Genomic DNA, 14,362 nt, shown 5'->3' on the forward strand with positions numbered 1-14,362 from the left:
GCTCTGCGTAGTCTTGGCGGGTTGGCTTTGCAGATTCCATTCTTTTTTGCAATGTATGAGATTATTAACAAAGCTGAATATCTACAAAGTGTCCGCTTTCTATGGATAGATGATTTAAGCAAGCCAGATTCTATTATGCTGTTTGGCTTAAGCATTCACATACTGCCTTTACTGATGACAGCTTTTACTTTAATCAATGTCTTTTATAGCTCAAAAGAGCTAGGTGCAAGAATACAAGGGAGTTTGATTGCTTTATTGTTCTTGGTGCTACTTTATAGTATGCCAAGTGCGTTAGTATTATATTGGACTTGTAATATGGCGTTTGCGTTGTTTAAAGAGATATTTAAACACAAAAAACATTCATCTTTGAGTAATCATTCGCAAGATTGTGTGTCTTTGGAGGCAGTCATTACCACTAAGGTAACTCCTGCCCCCAAATCCACACAAAACTCACAAAGCAATACTGCAATTACTAGAATGTGTGAAAGTGCGGATAGGGTTGACGTAGAATGCCAAGTTTCTAATGTTTCAAATCTTAACCAAGATACTAGAATTGCGGATTCTCAAATAGATTCTAAAATTACACAAACACCAAATCAAAATCTCTACAAACTCATTCAATATATAATTATCAGCCTAAGCTTTATGATATGCGTATCTAGCCCCTATGCCCTGTATGTAACGGATTTAAACGCCTTTGCACTAGAGACAATACCACCAACTTTAGCAGCATTGTTTGGGTTTTTTATACTTACTTCATTTATGCTTATCTACATCATAAGCTTTGTAAATCACAATAGCAGAATCTTTATCTTTATTTTATGGCTCATAGCGTGGATATTTTTAGCTCTTATGTTATTAGGCGTGAGTTATGGCTTTGTTTTGCGTGGTGATTATGGCGTTATGAGTCATTTTTTCTTTGAAAAAAGTATTGGAATAGACAGCAAACATGAGATTATTGATGGAATAATGATTGCCTCATGTTTTGTTGTAGCCTTGTTGCTATTAATCTTTAAAGTGACAAAATACATTATTCAAGCATGTAAAATATTTTTAGCTATAGTAATAGTGAATGCAACATTTTCTTTAGCAATGGCTGTGAATTATACTGCAGAACGAGATAAAGCGCAGAATTTAGTGACAGATAAGGCAACGAAAAAAACACAAATACTTGATTTTGCAAAAGAACATAACAATATTTTAGTGTTAATATTAGATAGATCCGATGGGTATGTTGTTCATGATTTGTTTAAAGAAAATGAAAACTTAAAAACTTCTTTCAAAGGCTTTATTGACTTTACAAATGCGTTGAGTACATCTGGGCTAACACTACCAACATTAACAAGTATTATTGCCGGAAAATATTATACCGCCTTAAATATTAATGCAAGAAATATTAACGATGGTCTAGCAAATGAGATTGCAAGGGGTTATGCTAGCACCTTAAATACTTTTGAAAATGCTGGTTATGCGGTGTCTAGCACACTTGATTTCCCAACAGATGAGGTGCATTTATATCCGTTGTTAAAAAATACAAACACCAATGTTTTTGATACAACTGATTTGCAAAACATATATGTCGAAAAATATTTAGGTGGAGTAAAAACTGATGAAATGCCTGTGCGACAATTGATTTCTTATGGTTTATTTAGAAGTGCAACTTATGTCATTAGAAAAGGTATATATCGTCGTGGGGTTTGGCTCTTTAGTAAGCAGGGGGTAGTGAGTATGAGTTCGCTAAGAGGTGTGGCTGAACTTAATGTGTTGGCAAAGGAAACAACAATAGAAGCAACAAAACCTACATTTAAGTTTATTCACAATAGTATTACGCATAATCCTTATGGATTAGATTCTGCCTGCATGATTAATCCAAGGGAAATCGCCTCACCACAAGATAATGTTTATGGCGTATCGGAAGGGCATTACAATAGTGAAAAGTGTGCGTGGCAATGGGTAGCCCAAATATTAGAGAGACTGCAGGAGTTGGGCGTATATGATAATACAGAGATTTTTATCACGGCAGATCATGGCGCACAAAGTAAGTTTCTCCCCACACAGACAAACTTCCACATTCCGCTATTTTACAAGCCCCTGCATTCTAAAGGCGAAATGAGACAAGATTCTAGAATCATTACAAATTATGATATCCCTGCATTATTTTGCAAGAATCTGAAAGAGGGCTGCCCCAATATAGACTCAATTACACTTGATTCCATTCCACACAAAAGAAGACTTCAGTTGATGATTATGGGGGGTGGCTGGAATCTTGAGAGTCAAAATAAAAACAGCTTTAAAGTCTCAAAGCTTTATATATTTGATGGTAGCGATATTTACGATGAAAAGGCATGGCAAGTGCAAGAAGCGGAATTAAAATAAATAAAAGAAGTGGGGGCTTAAGTATTCTTAAGGCAAAAAAGTATTACACAAATCACAAAATTGCAAAAGCATATGGGAGAAAAGATGGAGGCTTATAAAAGTTACTATTTTCAATATTTTGTCCCAGCAAGATTTTTGAAATAATTGTATCAATTCGATTTTACGCATTATGGTTGTGGGAATCTACATTTTTATTTTCACGCAAATATAGCTACCCTTGTAAGATTTTAACGACACTTAAAAGCCATTAAGCTTAAATACATCGACTTAATAAACAGCAAATTCTCCAGCTGTCTCATGCAATCTTAAGTTTTGACAGCTAAAACCACTATAAGCTAACAATATCTGTAACACAATATACAAGTCACAAAAAAAAGTAAAAAAAATGAATTATTCATAAAACTTATTATCTAGCAATATGAAAAATCACACAACACACTAAGTGTTGCACAAAAAAGAGTATATGAAAAAGGAGAAAATGTCTAGAAAGTATATTTCAATTCTGTTCTAGTCTTAAAGAAATCTATATCGCCTGCCAATGTTGCTGCTAGGAAAGAAAGCTCTAGCTTATCAAAAAACTTATAGGTAATATGTGGTGTAATCTCTACAAAACTTGCATTTTTAATAAAGCTTTGACTACCTACCTTAGCACCACCAACCCACCATGTTGGGCTAGGATTAAGAGAGCTTCCAGAATCATTTGGCGATACTTTAAGTTCTGGCATATAAGTATTACCAAACACATACGCTACATCAAGTCCCACTTTTAATGGAATCTTAAAGCCATATTCAGCTGCTATATAGGCGACATTGATACTTGAGTTTTTAAAGCTACCAGACCCTAGCATACCTAAGCCCTCATAGGTTGCTGTAAGGTTGCCATTCCATATTTTTCCTGCGGTATCAATGCCACCTTTATAGTCTAAAAGTGTGCCATAGCCATCGCCAAAGCTTCCTAGATATCCAGCTTTTAGAGAGAATTTATCAATAGCAAGTTTTGCTTGAATATTATAAAGTCCGCGAAATTTTGCTGCATTTGCCAATTCCGTATCAAATACTCTATCTATGCTTTTTCCATTTAGTCCAAGATAAAGATGGGGCTTACCATTTAATGCTGCCATGCTTGTTTGTGCAAGGATTGAAAGCTTCATAGAATCACCCAGCTTCATGCCATACTTTGCCTCACCATAAAGCAAAAAGTCCATAAAACCATAGATATTTCCCACATAGACATTAAAATCTAAAGCCTTCTTCATCACATTACCACCCATACCAAGCAATGTGAGATTATTACCTATGCCAACACCTGCGGCTGAAGTATGATCGTTGCTTGATAATCTTGTGCGGATATTATATCCTACATGATCGCCACTCCAGCTATCATAGAATGAAGCGTGGTATTTAATGCTGCCACCATCTATTTTTTGCTTTGCATTAGCCACAAAGCCTGTGCCTAAATCCACTTTATTATCACTCAGTGGTGAAGAGATATTAATCTTTCCTGCATCAATCTTTGTGCTAAAAGAACCTATATCAAATTCTTTACTTGCAAATATTTGTGAGATATTGAATCTATCTGAAAAGTTATTTGTAAATGCAGTCCCACGACCACCTTGCACAGCACCATTTGTGTTGCTTCCTACATCTGGTGTGCTTGATCCTTGAGAGAAGAAAAGACCGGCAGTCGCACTAAAGCCATATATCTTACCACTTGTTACATCAAGCTTTATTCTATACTGCTGACTTTGCCCATTTTGTCCAATATTATCAAATCCATTAATAGTAAAGAATCTCGCAAAGCCAAAGCCACTAACTTTTGCATTTGTTACTAAATCTTTTAGTTTATTCTCTTTTTTTGCAGGTGCTACTGCTACTTCTTGTGGGGCAGAATCTTGTGCTACTTGTTCGCTATTTTGTGTTTGTGTCTCTGCAAACGCCACTTGGAATAATGCTCCTGCAAGCACTACTGAAAAAACTTTCTTCATCATGATCTCCTAATCGTTGAAATGTTGGCGGTATTGTAAAAACCCTTTGTAAAAGCAAAAGTTCGTCTATGTAAAATGTGTATCAAATCTCATTTTTATATTCGTTTTGGAATCTAAATAATACAAATAGCTAAAACTTGAAATATAGCTCTTATAATTAAGGTATTTTGTATAGAAAGGATTTATATGCGTTGGGTTAAATTTATCGGCGTTGCGTGCATTGTGCTGTGTTTATTTGCGGGTGGCATTGCCTTTGATATTTTTGTGGTGCAGAAATTTACACATAAAAATGTGGTAGAAGCAACACAAAATAATCACATAGAAATCTCACAATCTATTGAAACTTCAAAGGACATTAAGCCAGATTTATTGCAAATGGAGCTTAGCATAGTAGAAAGCAAGATTCTAAAAAATACCCCCACACTTACAGAATCACAAAGAGAGCATATCACAAAAAAGCTAGATTCCATAATCACTCTAGCCCAAGCAAACAAGGATATTTGTAAATATAGCCCTTATACTTTTGGACCAACTGAAACCTATGATGACAAAAATGAAATGAAGGCTGGATATAGCATCTCTTTCAACATAAAATGCAAAATGAAAGAAGAAACTTATAAGCAATATGAAGAGTTTGTATCGCAAATAAAAAAGGTTGTATATCAAGATGAATGGCTAGATTTTAGAAATCATGCGTTTAAATTTGTTTTGTCGGATTCACTCCAAGAGACACAGAAAATTGCACTAAGAGAGCAAATCATAAAACAAGCAAATATGCTAAAAGATGAATACAGCAAGAATCTCAATGCAAAATGCAATATTGCAAATATGTCATTTCTAAACATTTCACTCTATGACAATCCAATGTATGCGGTGGATAGAAAAATACTAGGTCATAATGCAAATGATTTTACAAGTCAAGGCAATGTGGATTCTAAAATCAATATAAAAAGTCTTATGGAATCTTTTGTTGTTCCATTAAAACTTAGCATGAATGTAAAATTTACATGCAATGTGCTTTAGCTATAGTTGGGATATGTGGTAAAACAATTTTTGTAATGGGTAAATGATTAATGCAGTAGGGCTAGTTTTATATGGTTGTAAGATTGGGTTAATGAAAAGCTTATATATAAAACAAAAAAGAGTTAGAAACCCAGCAAATAACATAAAACATTAACTACAACAAGTAAATGAAATAATCTCAAAGCAATATAAACTTTTTAGATAATTAACAAAAGCGTTATACAATTACGCATTGCAAATTACAAAAAAGGAATATTATGAAGATATCTTATTTTATCTCACTAGGTCTGCTTGGATTAAGTCTCACTTCTCATAGCATGATGGCACAAGATTCTAGCAAGGTGGTCCAGAAGTTTTTAAAAGAAAATACAAAGCTAGATTTTAAGGTTATCTCTAACACACAAGAGCCATTAAAAGATGCTTCAGTTATCATTTTAGAATCTCCAAATAAAGAGAGAATGGCACTACTTGTTAGCAAAGATGGCAGCTATATGATACCTTTAGCAGAGGGCATTGCGACAAGTAATAGTGGTAGTGCTTTGCGTGCTAGTATTGATGGGGTGAATAAATATAATAAGGATATGAAAGATTCTAAAATATTAGCTTTATTTAAAAAGCATTCAAGTTCAGTCTTAAAGATAGAATCTACAAAGCCATCAAAAAACACCATATATATGGTTTTAGATACCACTTGCCCTTATTGTTTGCAAGAAATAGCACACCTTGATGACTATTTAAAAGATGCAAATCTTGAAGTATTAATGGTGGGTATATTGGGACAAAAAGCACAGAATAGAACTGCTGGATATTATCAGGAATTACAAAGCGTAAAAAACAGAGACCAAAAGATTGCGTTATTAAAAAAGGTATTTCGTGCTGATTATGCACCAAAGGTTGGCAATAATGATCTTATGACACGCATTTCAGAAGAGAGCCTTGCTGCAGGTGTGCAAGGTGTGCCTTATATTATAAGGACAACAAAATAGTTGAAAGCTAATGCCTAAGTAGCGTAGTATGCTAGATTCTGTTTCTGTGGAATTAAGGCGGTTTTTATGAAATATACTATACAATACAAGCCGTTTAAACCTAGTAATAGCAGGGGTGTATAATGTTAGAAATTTTAATGATTGAAGATGATGTTGAATTAGCCGAAGTATTGAGTGATTATCTGAAGCAACATGACATTCATGTAACAAACTATGATGAGCCATATACGGGCATGTCAGCACTTGCAACAAAGCATTTTGATCTTTTATTACTTGATCTTACTTTGCCAAATCTTGATGGACTCGAAGTGTGCAAAAAAGTCGCAAAACAAAAAAACATTCCTATAATCATATCATCAGCAAGAAGCGATGTAAATGATAAGGTAAAAGCCCTTGATAGCGGTGCAGATGACTATATCCCAAAGCCTTATGATCCAAAAGAGCTTGTAGCGCGCATTCAGTCCTTACTCCGTCGCTATTCACAAAAAATGGCAGAAGAAAAGATAGCAGATAAATCTGTGATATTTTCCATTGATAAGGACACAAGGGAAGTGTTTTTCAAAGATAAAAAGCTTGATTTAACAAGGGCTGAATATGAGATTCTAACCTTGCTTATCAGTAAAAAAGGGCATGTTTTCAGCAGGGAAGCAATCGCTATTGAATCTGAGTCTATTAATCCAGAAAGCTCAAATAAAAGCATTGATGTTATCATCGGCAGATTACGATCAAAGATAGAAGAGAATCCTAAAAATCCACAATATATCATTTCTGTGCGTGGTGTCGGCTATAAGTTAGAAGCATAAAGATTATAATGTATAGTATGCAATATGTGCATGTTTGTTGTGTGATGGTTGCATATTTCCATGCATGTTGAAAGTGTGGGTCTAAATAGACATTTTTAAGGTAAGTGAGAGGGGATTATCTCAATATGGCAAGAACTTTAGAGTGGATAAGATTCATAACCAAAGAATAAAACTTGCTTTATTATGCTATCATACTCTCTATGGTTGCTTGGAATCTTTTTTGCTTTTATGATTTTAGATTCTATAAGGATTTTGTATCTAAGGGATTTTGATGTTAAGATTTTTTATTTCAATAAGATTTGTATCACTGCTTTTTCTTGCGTTTATATTTGCAGCTTGTTCTCAAGGTAACTATAAAGCAGAATATTATTCCACCGTGTTGCCAACCTATGATTTTGATACAAATGCACCGACAATTATCGTATCAGACCCGTGGGATCTTTCATCAAAATACTATGCAGGACAAGCGTTGCTGGCCTTTAAAAAAAGGGGATTTAATAATATCTATATGCAAGGGCAGATTGATACTTCCTATGCTAGAAATGTGATCTACATTCGCGTTGCTAAAGAGCAGCTAGATCCAGCAAGTAACTACCAATATACATTTAATGCAACAGGTGTTTGTAATGTGATAAATGGTGTCCCTTCATGTAGTATTGACACGAAAAATGGCGAATCTACAAAGAAAAACACAAAGCGAGTTGTGCGAGATGCTTATCGCGTAGCATTTGATTGGTATGATGTGTATAAAAAGACTAGGGTGCTGTATGTAGCAGGGAATGCAGCCGTTGATAGTGGACAATACACAGATTTACATGTCTTTACAAACTTGATTAATGACACCGTGTCAAGAATGGAGTTTCGCAAACCTGTGCAATATATCTATAATGGCTCTTTGAGTTCTAATCATTAATCATGTTGATACCCAAAACACTTTCACCACAATGGGTTAATCTACTTAAAGATGAGTTTAGCAAACCCTATTTTTTAGAAATCATAAAGCATTATAAACAAGCCTTGCAAACGCACAAAAATGCGATATTTCCACCAAATGATCTGATTTTCAACGCATTTAATCTCACGCCACCAGAATCTGTTCGCATTGTAATCTTGGGACAGGACCCCTATCATGGTAGCATTTTTACACAAGATGGAGAAATACCGCAGGCTATGGGCTTAAGCTTTAGTGTGCCAAAAGTCGTGCCAATACCACCTAGCTTAAAAAATATTTACAAAGAGCTTGAAAATAGTCTAGGGATTTGTATGCCAAATCATGGTGATTTAACACAATGGGCTACAAAAGGTGTGCTATTGCTTAACGCTATCCTTAGTGTGCAAAAAGGCATGGCAGGTTCGCATAAGCATTTTGGCTGGGAAACTTTCACAGATTCTGTAATTCATGCTCTCTCAACGCATTTTAGTGGTATTGTATTTATGTTATGGGGGAATTTCGCTAAAAAGAAAATCTCTCTAATTGATAGCACAAAACACGCAATCATCACAGCCCCACATCCTAGCCCACTTGCTAGGGGTTTTGTAGGCAGCGGTGTATTCTTGCAGGCAAATAAAGCTCTGCAAGATATGGGTAAAATGCCTATGGATTGGCGTATTATTTAAAGGCTTTAAAATCCTATACATCTATAAAAAAGCTAAAAATAGTTTTATGAATCATGTGGTATATACACGCATAGATAAATCCCTTAGTATTTTGTTAAAAACATTGCATAAATTAATTTTATATATTATTGTTGCTCTCACTTACTTCTATGTTGCATGTTTTAGCAATTTATGCAGCATTGTGCAAAAACTTAAAATATGTTATAGTCCCACCCAAAATACCACATTAATTCCTTATATGAGAAAATACAATCAAAATATATAAATCTCATAAATGCTTCAAAGCCAAGAGACTTGACTTTGTATATATTATTGTGCTATAATACGCTTTCTCTAAATGTCAGGGTAGCTCAGCTGGTTTAGAGCGCTGGTCTCATAAGCCGGAGGTCGGGGGTTCAAGTCCCCCCCTTGACACCATATATCTGCATAATCTCTTATTAATTTTTATGAATCATAAGATCATTTCAGTTTTATTTCAGCAGTAAGTTTTTTTGTAAAGTCTTAATGGATAAATATTATCAATAGATAGATCATTTCGCAAATGCAAAAATTACATAATATAGGATTGTGTGTAAAATCTTACTAGATTCCAAACACACATTAAAATAATATCCCCTCCAATAATTACAACCCTAAATACTCTTTAACAGCATTTCATGCACGCTATCAACATAGCTTTTAGAATCTTTTAGGCTTTGCCCCTCAAGTATTTTTGCACCATTAAAGAGTATAAGGCAGTATTTATCGCGTAAATCCTTAGGCATATCTTTAATCTTTTGTATCAATTCATGGTTTATGTTAATCTCTACATTCTTTTTTGGTTCTGGCATTTCCTGCCCCATTTGCCGCATGATTTGCTCCATATAGCTATTTTGCATACCTTCATCAGTGAGTGCTAAAGGTGAAGTGAGACTATCGCTAAGATTTACTTCATTTACACCATCTAGCCCTTTAAAAGATTCTATAAGAGTTTCAAAAGCTTTCTTTTGCTCTTCACTAATCTCACTTTTGATACCCTCACTTGCCTCTTTACTATTAATATCAAGCAGCTTTGTGCCATCAAACTCGCCAATTGTAGGAATGACAAAGTTATCCACCTCATCGGCAAACAACAGCACATCATAGTCTTTAAATTTCTCTAACACAGGATTATTTTTCAGCGTTTCTAAATCCTTGCCTATTGCATAGAATATACCTTTTTGATCTGCACTCATCGCTTCTTTATAGGCTTTAAGGCTTATATACTCGCCCTTTTTCAGCGAATACGCACGCATAAGTTGCAATAGCTTCTCTTTATTTTCATAATCGCCATATAGCCCCTCTTTTAGCACTTTGCCATATTTTGTATAAAAATCTTTATATTTTGCTTCATCTTTTGCAAGAGATTCTATCATGCTTAATACTTTTTTAACTGATGCACTTTTGATTTGTTCTAGAATCTTATTTTCTTGCAATATCTCTCTGCTTACATTTAATGGCAAGTCATCGCTATCAATTATCCCATGTATAAATCGCAAGTATGAAGGCAATAATTCTTTATCATCATCAGTTATAAACACGCGTTTTACATACAGCTTCACATGTGATTTATAATCCATTCTTTGCATGTCAAATGGCGGTGTTGCGGGGATATAAAATAGGCTTTTATACTGCAATTTCCCTTCAGCATGAGTGTGTATATAGCTTATAGGCTTTTCTTTGTCATAGGCAAGTGTGCCAAAAAAGTCTTCATAATCCTCTTTTTTTAACTCACTTTTTGACATCGTCCAAAGGGCTTTTGCTTTATTGACTTGGTCTTCTTTCTCTTCCTTAATAGTCTCTTCTTTGCCCTCTTCTTTTTTCTCTTCTGTGTATTGCAAAAATATAGGGAATTGAATATGATTTGAATATCGCTTAATCACATCTTCAATACTCCATTTGTTGCAATACTCTTTTGCATCATCTTTAAGATAGAGTGTGATTTCTGTGCCATAGTCTTCCTTACTTGATTCTAGAATCTCATATTCACCATCGCCACTACTTATCCATGTATATGCTTTTGTATCAAGAGCCTTTTTTGTATTTACAACCACTTTATCAGCCACCATAAAGCTTGAGTAAAAACCTACGCCAAACTGCCCGATAAGATTAGAATCTTTCTTTTTATCGCCACTTAGATTCTCTAAAAAGCTTTTTGTGCCACTTTTTGCTATCGTGCCAAGATGATTATTTAGGTCATCTTCATTCATACCGATACCATTATCAGCGATTTTTAGAATCTTTTTTTCACTATCAAAGCTAATGGTAATCCTTGGGTGAAACACAAGGCTTTTATACGCATCATCGCTTAGTGTGAGATGATTTAGCTTATCGAGAGCATCACTTGCATTTGAGATAAGTTCGCGTAAGAATATTTCTTTATTAGAATAAAGAGAATGTATCATTAAATCAAGTAATTGCTTGATTTCTGTTTGAAATGCTTTTTTTGCCATATTAAACTCCTAATTTCATATTTTGAGTTAGCAATTATAACATAAGTTTGATAAATAAATACAACCTTTAGTCAATATTATTAACTTTAATTAGTATATTGATATAATGTTTTTTTAGTCATTAATTATAATATACTGCTATGTTTCTATAATGCAGGGATTAAAAGGATTTATCAGCATACATTATGCCTAGCTTTACAAACAACATAGGGATAAATGGAGAGAATCCGCATTTTTGAAGTAAAAAGTGTAATTGAAGCATAAGGATATGACTTTTATAAACATGCTACACCAATTGTGTCGCATAAAAGTAAAATCAATTTGCATTATTTATGGTTATAATTATAAAATTCATAAAACACAGCAATACATTAAAGGATAAAAATGTCAAAAAAAGAATTTGTAGTAGGCATTGTAGGCGTTACAGGTGCAGTTGGTGAGGAATTGTTACGGATTTTAGATGAGAGAGACTTCCCGGTGAAAAGGCTAGTCCCACTTGCTAGTGCGCGTAGTGCTGGTGATAGCATAGAGTTTAAAAATCAAAAAATAAAGGTTTTAGAGACAACAGATTCAGTATTTAAAGATGAAGGCATAGAGATTGCCTTTTTTAGTGCTGGTGGGAGTGTGAGCGAGAGATTTGCTAAGAGTGCGGTGGAAGCTGGGGCTATTGTGATTGATAATACGAGCTTTTTTCGTATGCAAGATTCTATTCCGCTTGTTGTGCCTGAAGTAAATCCAGAAGACATTAAAAAAGATTCTACAATTATTGCAAATCCAAATTGCTCCACCATACAAATGGTGCATGTATTAGCCCCTTTGCATAAGGCATTTGGCATTGAGCGAGTAGATGTTAGCACCTATCAAGCGGTAAGTGGAGCGGGTAAAAAAGGCATGGAAGAACTCATCATGCAAATGCAGAAATTCTTTGCGTTTGAGCTTGATTCTGTTATCCCAAAAGCCTTTCAACACAGAATCGCCCTAAATCTTATCCCCCATATTGACACATTCCTTGATAATGGCTTCACAAAAGAAGAGATGAAAATGATAAATGAAAGTCAAAAGATTATGCACGCAAACTTTGAGATTTCAGCGACTTGTGTGCGAGTGCCGATTTTACGCAGTCATAGCGAGACTTTAAGCATTCGCTTTAAAGATGAAGTGAATGCAGACAAGGCAAGAGAGATTCTAAAAAAGGCTGAAAGTGTCGTAGTGATAGATAGCCCAAGTGATAATGAATACCCAATGCCACTCATCGCCACAGATACCGATGAGACCTTTGTAGGCAGGATAAGAGTGGATAACTATGATAAACGCATTTTACATTTATTTTGCGTAGCAGACCAAGTGCGTGTTGGTGCGGCGACAAATGCTGTGCGTATCGCTGAAAAGTGGATTGCCCTGTAACATATATCATTGTAACACATATCATTACATAGCTATATATCATAGCTTTACTCACCACAAAGCTTAATGCGACTTATACACAATAGATACATCTCTCTTTAATCTTTAGTAGCTACTCTAAAGATTGGCTAAGATTCCACACTTTTAACATATAAGATAGCTTTTATGGACGCCTGAACCCAAGCATACAAAACTAAACAAATAGATAAAATACCTTGATTTGTTTTTTTTGTAAAATGGCACGCATTCTAGCGAGATAGGCTACTTTAAAGGAAAACTATGAAACATTATATAAAACTCGCCCTAAGTGTTATCATCACATGCAGCATGGGCTATGCAGAGAATCTTAAGGAATGTCTAAGCGAAGAGGATAAGATACAAGGATGTGTTAAAAAACTTTGGTTTTCTAATGGATATGGTCTAGTATTGGAAACTCCATATAAAGATGGCAAACTAGATGGTATTGAAAAACGGTATTATCTAAATAATGGGAATCTAGAACAAGAAACTCCATATAAAGATGGCAAACTAGATGGTATTGAAAAATATTATTCTAAAAATGGCAATCTTATCGCAACGATGACCTATAAAAAAGGCGAAGCAATCAGTGCTAAATGTGCTAATGGGAAAGTATTAAGCGGTGAATACCCCTTTAGTTTGGACGAGATTGATATGTATAAAACCTGTGGGTAATGCAACGCTCTAAATTGTCATAACAATAAATTGTCTTTAATCTAAATAGAGAGGAAAACTATGAAACATTATATAAAACTTGCCCTAAGTGCTATCATCACTTGCAGCATAGGCTATGCAGAGAATCTTAAGATATGTCAAAGCCAAGAGGATAAGATACAAGGATGTCTTGAGAGAATATATACAGGAGCGGCTTTGATACCTTATCAGTATGGTGCTTTTATGCGGACAGCTTGTGATTGTGCTTATGAGTTCCCATATAAAAATGGTAAGATTGAAGGTATTGCAAAAGCTTATAGTGATAAAAAACTAGTAGGAACATATCCATATAAAAATGGCAAACTAGATGGTATTGCAAAATGGTATTATGAAAATGGGAATCTAAGAATCGAAACTCCACATAAAGATGGCAAAAAAGATGGTGTTAGAAAATTGTATTATGAAAATGGGAATCTAGACCAAGAAACCCCATACAAAAATGGTAAGGAAGATGGTATTGAAAAAGGGTATGATGAAAATGGGAATCTAGAACGAGAAACCCCATATAAAGATGGCAAACAAGATGGTGTTGAAAAATGGTATTATGAAAATGGAGATTTGATTGCAGAGATTACCTATAAAAATGAAAAAATAATAAGTGGCAAATGTGGCGATGGCAAGGCTTTTAGCAACGCACATTTACATAATTTAGAAAAGCATTATGATATAGATTTCATTATTAAAAAAATCTGTGAAAAGCCCTAATATCTTCATATCGCATTATTGCCTTTTATTTGCCATAGCTTATAATCTCTTGGCTATTTAGCATGATAGCAAAGATTATTGACTTGTCATTTTTGTCTTTTAATAATAAAAGATTTTTTACTACAACGAAGTTTTATTTGTAAAACGAGAAAAATAATAAAAGAGATAATATCAAACAATATAAAGTGATTTAATCTTCTAAAATCCATGCAATCTATTCATAACTACATATCTTTAAAGCTTGGTTATTATAGAATCTC

The 14,362-nt window shown here is 34.4% G+C and carries 11 protein-coding genes and 1 tRNA gene; 10 read left to right on the forward strand and 2 right to left on the reverse strand.

Annotation, left to right across the window (positions count from 1 at the left end; all coding sequences use genetic code 11):
- On the forward strand, positions 1–2,376 hold a 2,376-nt coding region (locus C6H17_RS01645), incomplete at its 5' end, for a YidC/Oxa1 family membrane protein insertase (RefSeq protein ID WP_104731316.1).
- 482 nt (positions 2,377–2,858) lie between these two features.
- Here the strand turns inward: C6H17_RS01645 and C6H17_RS01650 are convergent.
- Positions 2,859–4,364 carry a hypothetical protein gene (locus tag C6H17_RS01650; RefSeq protein ID WP_005219353.1) on the reverse strand — a complete coding sequence of 502 codons (1,506 nt, stop codon included), beginning with the start codon at positions 4,362–4,364 and terminating at the stop codon, positions 2,859–2,861.
- A 183-nt stretch (positions 4,365–4,547) separates the two neighbouring features.
- Between C6H17_RS01650 and C6H17_RS01655 the strand changes: the two genes are divergently transcribed.
- The 6 genes from C6H17_RS01655 (at position 4,548) to C6H17_RS01680 (ending at position 9,207) form a co-directional block, all read left to right on the forward strand.
- Positions 4,548–5,384 carry a hypothetical protein gene (locus C6H17_RS01655; RefSeq protein WP_005219351.1) on the forward strand — a complete coding sequence of 279 codons (837 nt, stop codon included), beginning with the start codon at positions 4,548–4,550 and terminating at the stop codon, positions 5,382–5,384.
- A 257-nt stretch (positions 5,385–5,641) separates the two neighbouring features.
- Positions 5,642–6,370, forward strand: a complete 729-nt coding sequence (locus tag C6H17_RS01660) for a hypothetical protein (RefSeq protein ID WP_020995548.1) — start codon at positions 5,642–5,644, stop codon at positions 6,368–6,370.
- A 122-nt stretch (positions 6,371–6,492) separates the two neighbouring features.
- On the forward strand, positions 6,493–7,173 hold the full coding sequence (locus tag C6H17_RS01665; protein WP_005219348.1) for a response regulator transcription factor: 681 nt from the start codon (positions 6,493–6,495) through the stop codon (positions 7,171–7,173).
- A 271-nt stretch (positions 7,174–7,444) separates the two neighbouring features.
- Positions 7,445–8,086 carry a hypothetical protein gene (locus C6H17_RS01670; RefSeq protein ID WP_005219346.1) on the forward strand — a complete coding sequence of 214 codons (642 nt, stop codon included), beginning with the start codon at positions 7,445–7,447 and terminating at the stop codon, positions 8,084–8,086.
- A gap of 2 nt (positions 8,087–8,088) precedes the next feature.
- A complete protein-coding gene (gene ung / locus C6H17_RS01675) occupies positions 8,089–8,790 on the forward strand; it encodes a uracil-DNA glycosylase (protein WP_005219345.1) in 702 nt (233 codons plus the stop codon).
- Positions 8,791–9,129: 339 nt separating this feature from the next.
- Positions 9,130–9,207: transfer RNA gene (locus C6H17_RS01680), tRNA-Met, on the forward strand.
- Between the two features lie 215 nt (positions 9,208–9,422).
- Here the strand turns inward: C6H17_RS01680 and htpG are convergent.
- Positions 9,423–11,261: a molecular chaperone HtpG gene (gene htpG, locus C6H17_RS01685; protein WP_005219343.1), complete on the reverse strand. Its 1,839-nt coding sequence runs from the start codon at positions 11,259–11,261 to the stop codon at positions 9,423–9,425.
- 384 nt (positions 11,262–11,645) lie between these two features.
- Here htpG and C6H17_RS01690 point away from each other — a divergent pair, with 384 nt between their 5' ends.
- The 3 genes from C6H17_RS01690 (at position 11,646) to C6H17_RS01700 (ending at position 14,102) form a co-directional block, all read left to right on the forward strand.
- Complete coding sequence (locus C6H17_RS01690; protein ID WP_005219342.1) at positions 11,646–12,665, forward strand: aspartate-semialdehyde dehydrogenase; 1,020 nt, start codon at positions 11,646–11,648, stop codon at positions 12,663–12,665.
- Between the two features lie 279 nt (positions 12,666–12,944).
- Complete coding sequence (locus tag C6H17_RS01695) at positions 12,945–13,358, forward strand: toxin-antitoxin system YwqK family antitoxin (RefSeq protein WP_005219341.1); 414 nt, start codon at positions 12,945–12,947, stop codon at positions 13,356–13,358.
- A 60-nt stretch (positions 13,359–13,418) separates the two neighbouring features.
- On the forward strand, positions 13,419–14,102 hold the full coding sequence (locus C6H17_RS01700; protein ID WP_005219339.1) for a toxin-antitoxin system YwqK family antitoxin: 684 nt from the start codon (positions 13,419–13,421) through the stop codon (positions 14,100–14,102).
- The last annotated feature ends 260 nt before the right edge of the window (positions 14,103–14,362 follow it).

The sequence above is a fragment of the Helicobacter rappini genome, from assembly GCF_900198625.1.
In the GTDB taxonomy this organism is placed as follows: Bacteria; Campylobacterota; Campylobacteria; order Campylobacterales; family Helicobacteraceae; genus Helicobacter_A; species Helicobacter_A rappini.

Coding starts and splice junctions, on each gene's coding strand:
- C6H17_RS01665 (WP_005219348.1), top strand. CDS start 6,493: ATGTTAGAAATTTTAATGATTGAAGATGATGTTGAATTAGCCGAAGTA.
- C6H17_RS01700 (WP_005219339.1), top strand. CDS start 13,419: ATGAAACATTATATAAAACTTGCCCTAAGTGCTATCATCACTTGCAGC.
- ung (WP_005219345.1), top strand. CDS start 8,089: ATGTTGATACCCAAAACACTTTCACCACAATGGGTTAATCTACTTAAA.
- C6H17_RS01650 (WP_005219353.1), bottom strand. CDS start 4,364: ATGATGAAGAAAGTTTTTTCAGTAGTGCTTGCAGGAGCATTATTCCAA.
- htpG (WP_005219343.1), bottom strand. CDS start 11,261: ATGGCAAAAAAAGCATTTCAAACAGAAATCAAGCAATTACTTGATTTA.
- C6H17_RS01660 (WP_020995548.1), top strand. CDS start 5,642: ATGAAGATATCTTATTTTATCTCACTAGGTCTGCTTGGATTAAGTCTC.
- C6H17_RS01690 (WP_005219342.1), top strand. CDS start 11,646: ATGTCAAAAAAAGAATTTGTAGTAGGCATTGTAGGCGTTACAGGTGCA.
- C6H17_RS01695 (WP_005219341.1), top strand. CDS start 12,945: ATGAAACATTATATAAAACTCGCCCTAAGTGTTATCATCACATGCAGC.
- C6H17_RS01670 (WP_005219346.1), top strand. CDS start 7,445: ATGTTAAGATTTTTTATTTCAATAAGATTTGTATCACTGCTTTTTCTT.
- C6H17_RS01655 (WP_005219351.1), top strand. CDS start 4,548: ATGCGTTGGGTTAAATTTATCGGCGTTGCGTGCATTGTGCTGTGTTTA.